This is a genomic window from Massilia sp. UBA6681 (genome assembly GCF_002454935.1).
Classification (GTDB): domain Bacteria; phylum Pseudomonadota; class Gammaproteobacteria; order Burkholderiales; family Burkholderiaceae_D; genus Telluria; species Telluria varians.
Window position 1 is genome coordinate 463 of the sequence record NZ_DKJX01000100.1, and the last position, 8,135, is coordinate 8,597.

The window sequence follows — 8,135 nt, forward strand, 5'->3', positions numbered from 1 at the left end:
ACACGCTGCAGACGGTGCGCGCCCTGGTGCACAGCACCGACAACAAGCTGCGTGAGGCGCGCTCGATCGCCCAGACCCTGTCCACCATCGACGCCCTCGCGGCCGAGGACTTCGCCCGCACCCACTACCAGGCGCGCGAAGCGCTGGCGCTGGCCGGCGGGCGCATGAACGCGGTGCTGCGCGACCGCAGCGGCCAGCAGCTGATCAACACCGCGGTCGACTACGGCACCCCGCTGCCGCGCCACCCCACCCCTTCCATCGAGCATGTCTTCGTCACCGGCCAGCCGGCGGTGTCGGACGTGTTCCAGGGCCAGCTGCGCAAGAGCGCGCTGGCCAGCGTCGACGTGCCGGTGCGCGTGCGCGGCCAGGTGCGCTACGTGCTGAGCATCGGCCTGGGTCCGGAAGAGTTCGACAGCCTGTTGGGCCCGACCTCGGTGCCGGAAGGCGCCGTCGCCTCGCTGTTCGACCGCAAGGGAATCATCTTCAACCGCAACATGAACCGCGACAAGTCGATCGGCCAGCCGGTCAACCCGCTGTTGCGCGACGCGGCCAGCCGCCAGCAGGAAGGCACCATCGCCTCGCGCTCGCGCGAAGGCAAGCCGCTCCTGACCAGCTTCGCGCGCTCGCCCCTGAGCGGCTGGGGCGTGGCGATCGGCATCCAGCGTGAATCCCTGCGCACGGAGTTGATGGACCAGCTTGCCCTGATGGCGGGCGTCGCCGCGGCGCTGTTCGCGATCGGCCTGTGCCTGGCCTGGCTGATCGGCGGCCGCCTGGCGCGCTCGGTGCAGGCGCTCACGGGCCGGGCGCAGGCGCTCGGCATGGGCGACACGCTGCCGCCGCTCGAAGACGTGCACGTGCGCGAGGCCGCGGAAGTGGCGTCGGCCATGGCCGATGCCGCCACGCTGCTGTCGGAACGCTCGCGCCAGCTGGCCGCCAAGGAATCGGCGCTGCGCGAGACCCACATGCTGGCGCGTTTCGGCACCTGGCAGTGGAAGCTCGGCAGCGAAGAGATCGAGGTCTCCGATTCGGTCCCCCACATCTTCGGGCGGCCGATGCCGCCCTTCCCGCAGCAGCGCGGCGCCGTGCTCAGCGAAGAGTCGTGGCTGCAGGTGCAGCGCCTCACCGGCGAACTGGTGCGCCAGGGCGGCAGCGGCAAGCTGCAGCTGCACGCCTTCCACGCCGACGGCCACCGCATCTGGCTCGACTACCGCTGCGAGAGCGTGCATGGCTCCGACGGCCGGGTGGTGGCGCTGCGCGGCAGCATGCAGGACATCACCGAGCGCGTGCGCGCCGAGGAAGCCCTGCGCCAGGCCGACCAGCGCAAGAACGAATTCCTGGCGATGCTGGCGCACGAACTGCGCAACCCGCTGGCGCCGATCTCCTCGGGCGCCCAGCTGCTCGGCCAGGACAGCCTCGAGCCGGCGCGCGTCAAGCAGATCAGCGCCATCATCGCGCGCCAGGCGCGCCACATGGCCGGCCTGGTGGACGACCTGCTGGACGTCTCGCGCGTCACGCGCGGCCTGGTGGTCCTGACCAAGGAGCGCATCGACATCAATGCCGTCGTGCAGGACGCCGCCGAACAGGTGCAGGCCCTGGTGCACGGCAAGGAGCACCGCCTCGAGGTGCAGCTGCTGCCCCAGCCCTGCTTCGTGCTGGGCGACCGCAAGCGCCTGGTGCAGGTAGTCGGCAACCTGCTGCACAACGCGGCCAAGTTCACCGAGCGCGGCGGCCGCATCACGGTGGCGGTAAGCAGCGCCGGCGCTCAGGGTGCCGAGAATGTGATGGTGGAGGTGCGCGACAACGGCATCGGCATGCTGCCCACGGAACAGGAGCGCGCCTTCGACATGTTCGTGCAGGGCGAGCGCGCGCCCGACCGTTCGCTCGGCGGCCTTGGAATAGGCCTGGCGCTGGTGCGCAGCCTGGTCGAACTGCACGGCGGCAGCGTCCATGTGAGCAGCGCCGGCCATGGCATGGGAAGCAGCTTCACGGTGCGCCTGCCGCGCTGCCAGGAACGCGCCGGTGACGCGGACGGCGCCGCCGGCGACGCTGCGCCAGGAGGCGCCTTGCGGGTGCTGGTGGTGGACGACAACGTCGACGCGGCCCAGATGCTGTCGATGTACGTGGGCGCGCAGGGGCATGAGGTGCGGGTCGAGCACGACTCGCTCGAGGCGCTGGCGCAGGCCGCCAGCTTCGCGCCCGAGCTCTGCCTGCTCGACATCGGGCTGCCGGAAATGGACGGCTACGAACTGGCGCGCCGCCTGCGCCGGCACCCCGCCACCGCCGGTGCGACCCTGGTGGCGGTGACCGGCTACGGCCAGGACCAGGACCGGCGCAACAGCGCGCAAGCCGGCTTCGACCACCACCTGGTGAAACCGGTGGACATGGCGGCGCTGGAGAAGATCCTGGCGGGCGCCGCGGCCGAGCCTTCTAGCGTTTGACGCTGCCGAAGGGGTCACCCTTCTTCCAGGACGGCATGGCGGGCGCGTTGGCCACCGCATAGCCCAGGTTGAGGGTGAACTGGGCTTGTTGCACCATGCCCGACAGGTCCCACTCGGGGCGGTACTCGTCGCTCACCTGATGGTAGTCCTTCTTGAAGCCCACCATCTTCTCGCTCGAGGCGGCGTGGTCGTGGGCGAACTCGAAGTGGCCGTCGCCCGAGAACACGGCCGAGCCCACGTTAAAGGCCGGCACGCCCGCCTTGGCGAAATTGAAGTGGTCGGCGCGGAAGTAGGCACCCGACAGGTCGGGGATGGTCGGAGCCAGCTTCAGTCCCATTCCCTTCGCCACCTGCGCGGCGGTGTCGTACAAGGTGCTGCGTTCGGCGCCCGGCACGCCGATGTCCTTCGTCTTGCCGACGAAGTTCAGGCTGTCGAGATTCAGGTCGGCGGCGGTCCGGGCCAGCGGCACCGCCGGGTTCTTCACGTAGGCGGCGCTGCCCAGCAGGCCCTGCTCTTCGGCCGCCGGCCACAGGAACACCTGGGTGCGGCGCGCCGGCTTTTTGACCGCCTCGGCGGCCATTGCCAGCAGCGCGGCGGTGCCGGAGGCGTTGTCGATGGCGCCGTTGTAGATGCGGTCCGTTTTATCGGGCTGGGGCTTCTCGTCGATGCCCATGTGGTCCCAGTGCGAGGAATACACCACCGCCTGTTCCTTCAGTTTCGGATCGGTTCCCGGCACGATGCCGGCCACGTTGTACTGCTCGACCATGCGGATGGCGGACTTGATCTCGACGTGGGCGGCGATCTTGAGGTCCACCGGACGGAAGTCGCGCCGCTCGGCCTGGGCGCGCAGCGTGTCGAGGTCGAAGCCCCCAAGCGCGAACAGCTCGCGCGCAGTGTCTTCGTGCAGCCAGCCTTCGACCGGGTTGCCCGGCCCCGCCAGGTGGAAGCGCTCGTGCGAGAAGCCGTTGGCCGGCACGCTCCACGGGTAGGACGAGGACGGCAGCGTATGGATCAGCAGCACCCCGGCCGCGCCCTTGCGCACGGCTTCCTCGAACTTGTACAGCCAGCGCCCGTACCAGGTATAGGCCTTGCCGGCGAAGCGCTTCGGTTCTTCCACGGTGGGCTGCGGGTCGTTGACCATCATGACCAGGATCTTGCCCTTGACGTCGAGGCCCTTGTAGTCGTCCCACTTCTCCTCGGGGGCCGATACGCCGTAGCCGACGAACAGCAGCGGCGCGTCGAAAGACAGCTGGGTGCGCCCGCTGGCGGTGCCGAACACGATGCCCTTGCCGATCTCCGGCACGATGCGCCTGGATCCGGCCTGGAAGCTCACCGCGCTGCCCGGCAGCAGCCTGGTGCCTTCGATCTCGACTTTCTGGCGGTAGCCCTCGCCCTTGGGAAAGGCCGGGTTCAGGCCGATGATCGCGGCCTGGGTCTCGAGGTAGCGCACCGCAAGCTCGCCGCCGCGCTGGCCGGTGCCGCGGCCTTCGAACAGGTCGTCCGCGAGGAAGGCCAGGTGGCCGCGCAGCACCGGTTCGGAGACCGCGGGCGCTTGCTGGGCATAGGCATGGGTCGACAAGGCCAGTGCGGCGGCCAGGGTCAGGCGGGAAAGTCGCATCGAAGAATCCATTGTGGAATGCCGGCTCGGCAAAAGCGCCATCTTAACCCGGCGTACATATCCTGCGCAGCTTCCTTGCGGCGTCCTGCCTCGCGCGCCTATACTTGCCTTCTACCGAACAGGGACATGCCATGACCATCACCCGCCGCACCGCCGCGACCACACTGGTTGCCCTGGCCGCCCTGCCCCTCGCCACCCGGGCCCAGGCCGGGAAAGACAAGAAGGAAGCTTCGCCCATGTACGGATTGATCGGAAAAATGCGCGCCCAGCCGGGCCAGCGCGATGCCCTCATCGCCATCCTGCTGGAGGGCACGGCCGCCATGCCGGGCTGCCTCAGCTACGGCATCGCCAAGGACAAGCTCGATGCCGACGCGCTGTGGATCACCGAGACCTGGGTCGACCAGGACAGCCACAAGGCCTCGCTATCGCTGCCCGCGGTGCAGGCGGCAATCGCCAAGGGACGTCCGCTGATCGCCGGCTTCGACGAGCGCTTCGAGACCGAGCCGGTGGGCGGCCACGCCACGATGTCGAAGAAGTCCGCGTAGCGTTCAGGCGGCGGTTGGCGCCCCGGCAAAGGGCCGCGCGTCAAGCGGGATGTCGATGACGAAGGCGGTGCCCTCTTCGAGGGAACTGGACATCATCACGCTGCCTCCATGGGCTTCGGCCACGCGCCGCACATAAGGCAGGCCCACGCCCCAGCCTTCGCCATTGCCCTCCGCCAGGCCCTGCTTGCCGGCGCGGCGGTACAGCTGGAAGATGCTCTCGCTGTCTTCCGGCGCGATCGGCGGGCCCTGGTTATGCACCATCAGCTGCACCCGCTCGGCCGTGGTCGATACCGTCACCTGGATCGGCGCTTCGCGGTCGCCGTACTTGATCGCATTGTTGACCAGGTTTTCGACGGCGCGCCGGATCGCCTCGCCGCACCACCAGCCTTCGAGCGGCTGGGCATCGATCGCCAGCGTAATCGGGTGGAAGACCTCGGCCGACTGGACGACGTCGCGCACCAGCGCCGCCAGGTCGACATGGTCGATCTGCAGCGTCACCTTGCCGGTCTTGCAGAAGGCGATGCGGTCGAGCAGCTCGCGCGTCATGCCGTCGATGCGCTGGGTGCTGGCCACGATCTTGTCGGCGAAGCGGCGCGCGTTCGGGTCCTGCGAGGTGTGGTTGATCATCTCGGCCGCCATCTGAGCCGTGGACAGCGGCGTGCGCAGGTCGTGCGCCATCGCCGCGACGAACTGCTCGCGCAGGGCCGCCTGCACCACGGTGAAGGCGTTCGCGCTCTCGCGGATGGTGGCGTCGATGTGGGCGAACAAGGTGGCGCGCTGCCCTTCGTCCAGCAGCACGCCGTGATGGGCCAGTTCGCGGAACAGGACGTTGCGGAAGATCTGCATCTCGTGGATGACGGCGGTGGCGTCGTAGCTCGTCATGCGCGCACGCTCGCCGCCATGCTCGCTGGCGAGCGCGCCGAGGTCGGTGAGCAGGCGCGCCGAATGGCCCGGGGTGAGCAGCGCGGCCAGGGTGTCGAAGTAGGCCGGCAGGGTGTTCTCGGCGATCGGCGGGGCCAGTTCCTGCGCCTGCGGCACCGCGGCGCGTACCTCGTTCATCCAGGCGTCGATGATGGGGCGGCGCAAGGCCACCATCGCCCGCGTGACGGGCGACAAATCGGGATCGTCCGGGGACAGGTGTCCGGTCAGGTTGGCGCTCATCGGGAAAGCGGTCGCGTTGTCAAATTAGAACGTGACCCCAGTCTACACGACGGTCTTTACGGGCGGCGCGTGAATGAATTGGCTCCGGCTCCAGCGTTCCTGGCGCGGTACCGGCCTACTGGCCGAGCCAGAGGCGGTAGCCGACTCCGGTTTCGGTCAGCAGATGGCGTGGCTGGGCCGGGTCGTCCTCGAGCTTGTGGCGCAGGTGGCCCATGTAGATGCGCAGGTAGTGCCCGTTTCCGGCATGGCCCGGTCCCCAGACCGCCCGCAGGAGCTGGGGGGGGGTCATGACCCGGCCGGCATTGCCGACCAGGACCGACAACAGCCGGTACTCCGTCGGCGTGAGGTGCACGTGCTTGCCGTCGCGCGAGACGCTGCGTTCCTGCGGGTACACGGCGACGCTGCCGAAACGCACGCTGCCGTCGTCGCGGGTAAGCGGCTGGCGCTGGCGCCGCAGCGTGGCGCGTACGCGCGCCAGTAGTTCCCCGGTGCCGAAAGGCTTGGTAAGGTAGTCGTCGGCGCCGGCGTCCAGCGCGCGGATCTTTTCGCTCTCCATCGAGCGGGCCGACAGCACGATGACCGGGGCCGCCGACCATTTGCGCAGGTCGTGGATGAAGTCGATGCCGTCGCCGTCGGGCAGGCCAAGGTCGAGCACCACCAGTTCGGGGCGGCGGGTGCCGGCGTCGATCAGGCCGCGCGCCATGCTGGCCGACTCATGGACCTGCCAGCCCTCCTGCTCCAGCGCGGCGCGCACGAAGCGGCGGATGTGGGGCTCGTCCTCGACCAGCAGGGCACTCGGTTTGTCACTCATTGCTTGCTTTCATCGAAGCCGTCGGGCAGTTCGGCGTCCAGCATGTCGGGCGGACTGCCTGCCGGCAGCGAAAACACGAAGGCGGCGCCGCCCAGCGGCGAAGCACAGGCCCGGATGCCGCCGCCGTGCGCCTCGACGATGGCGCGGCAGATGGCCAGCCCCAGGCCGACGCCCGGCAGCGCCGATTCGCGCTCGCCTCGGGTGAACTTGTCGAAGATCCGATCCTCGCTCCCCGGGCTCAAGCCAGGACCGCTGTCGCAGACCATGACCTCCGCCACCGCGCCGCGCAGCGTCGCCGAAACTTCGATGCGCGAACCCGCCGGCGTATATTTTGCGGCATTCTCGAGCAGGTTGCACAACACCCGCTCGACCAGTACGGCGTCGAAGCGCAGCAAAGGCACGTTATGCTGCAGGCGCACCGTCACCTGGTGACTGCGCAAGGCCGCGCGGCTGGCGCGCAGCGCGCCCCCGACCACCTCTTCCAGCGCCTGCCAGTCGCGGTTGACCTGCACCTGGCCGCTCTCGATGCGCGCCATGTCGAGCAGGTTGGTCACGAGGGTGCTCATGCGCAGCGCCTCCTCGTGTAGCGCCCCGGCCAGGCCGGCGGCCTGCTCCGCCAGCGGCGGCTCGCCGCGCAGGAGCGATTCCGACAGGCCTACCAGCGACGTGAGGGGCGTGCGCAGGTCGTGCGAGAGCGCGGCCAGCAGCGAATTACGCAGGCGCTCGGACTCCATGCTGACCAGGGCCGACTGCGCGACCTCGACGTAGTGCACGCGCTCGAGCGCGATCGCGGCCAGCGCCGCCAGGGCGTCGAGCTGGCGTCGCTGCTCGGGAACCAGGACCCAGCGCCCCGCATCCGGCTCGATCGCCAATACCCCGCGGGTACGCATCGGCGCCACCAGCGGCAGGTAGAACACCGGGCTGGCCGGCAGCGTATCCGTGCCCAGGCCGGCGCTTTGCGCATGATCGAAGGCCCACTGGGCGATGCCCGCATCGAAACCCGGCGGCACGGCGCCGGGCACGGCCAGCCTGCCGTCCGCATCGGGCGCGAGCAGGACCGCTCCGGCCCCGAACGAGTCGCGGACGACGGCCTGGGTAGCCTCGACCACCTGGTCCGCCACCAGCACGCCCGAGAGATCGCGCGCGAATTCGTACAGCGCCCGCACGCGCCGCTCGCGCTGGGCCGCGACCCGCGCCTGGAAGCGCAAACCGGCCGTGAGATGGCCCGTGATGAGCCCGACCGCCAGCATGACCGCGAAGGTGATCAGGTACTGGAAGTCGGACACCGCGAAGGTGAAGTGCGGCGGCACGAAGAAGAAATCGAAGCAGGCCACGCCGACGCAAGTGGCGGTGACGGAAGGGGCGCGGCCGAAGCGCACCGCCACCAGCAGCACCACCAGCAGGAACAGCATGGCGATGTTGGCCAGGTCGAGCCAGTCCTGCAGCGGCATCAGGACCGCTGCGGCAAGCAGGCCGGCGCCGGCCGCCGCCAGATGCGGCAGGGGCCGCAGCGCGCGCGGAGCGGCGTCGCGCGTGGCGGACGCCGTTTCGGGCTTGGCCGC

6 protein-coding genes are annotated in these 8,135 nt (G+C 69.7%); 2 read left to right on the forward strand and 4 right to left on the reverse strand.

The genetic code is table 11. The annotated features are described in order from the left end of the window. Window positions 1–2,438: ATP-binding protein (locus tag B2R83_RS19400; RefSeq protein WP_292044240.1), on the forward strand; the 2,438-nt coding region annotated here is incomplete at its 5' end. Here the strand turns inward: B2R83_RS19400 and B2R83_RS19405 are convergent. After that, entirely contained in the window at window positions 2,428–4,056 is a 1,629-nt protein-coding gene (locus B2R83_RS19405) for a M28 family peptidase (RefSeq protein ID WP_292044241.1), read from the reverse strand. The two genes, B2R83_RS19400 and B2R83_RS19405, sit on opposite strands and share 11 nt — an antisense overlap. A 131-nt stretch (window positions 4,057–4,187) precedes the next feature. Here B2R83_RS19405 and B2R83_RS19410 point away from each other — a divergent pair, with 131 nt between their 5' ends. Beyond that, window positions 4,188–4,601, forward strand: coding sequence for a putative quinol monooxygenase (locus tag B2R83_RS19410; RefSeq protein ID WP_292044242.1), 414 nt, complete (start codon window positions 4,188–4,190; stop codon window positions 4,599–4,601). Window positions 4,602–4,604: 3 nt separating this feature from the next. Here B2R83_RS19410 and B2R83_RS19415 read toward each other — a convergent pair whose 3' ends face one another. From B2R83_RS19415 to B2R83_RS19425, 3 genes are all read right to left on the reverse strand, one after another. Beyond that, a complete protein-coding gene (locus B2R83_RS19415) occupies window positions 4,605–5,762 on the reverse strand; it encodes a sensor histidine kinase (protein WP_292044243.1) in 1,158 nt (385 codons plus the stop codon). A gap of 115 nt (window positions 5,763–5,877) precedes the next feature. Next, window positions 5,878–6,573, reverse strand: a complete 696-nt coding sequence (gene kdpE, locus B2R83_RS19420; RefSeq protein ID WP_292044244.1) for a two-component system response regulator KdpE — start codon at window positions 6,571–6,573, stop codon at window positions 5,878–5,880. Next, window positions 6,570–8,135 (reverse strand): DUF4118 domain-containing protein (locus B2R83_RS19425; protein WP_292044245.1); only part of this gene is annotated, 1,566 nt, incomplete at its 5' end. The genes kdpE and B2R83_RS19425, both read right to left, overlap by 4 nt.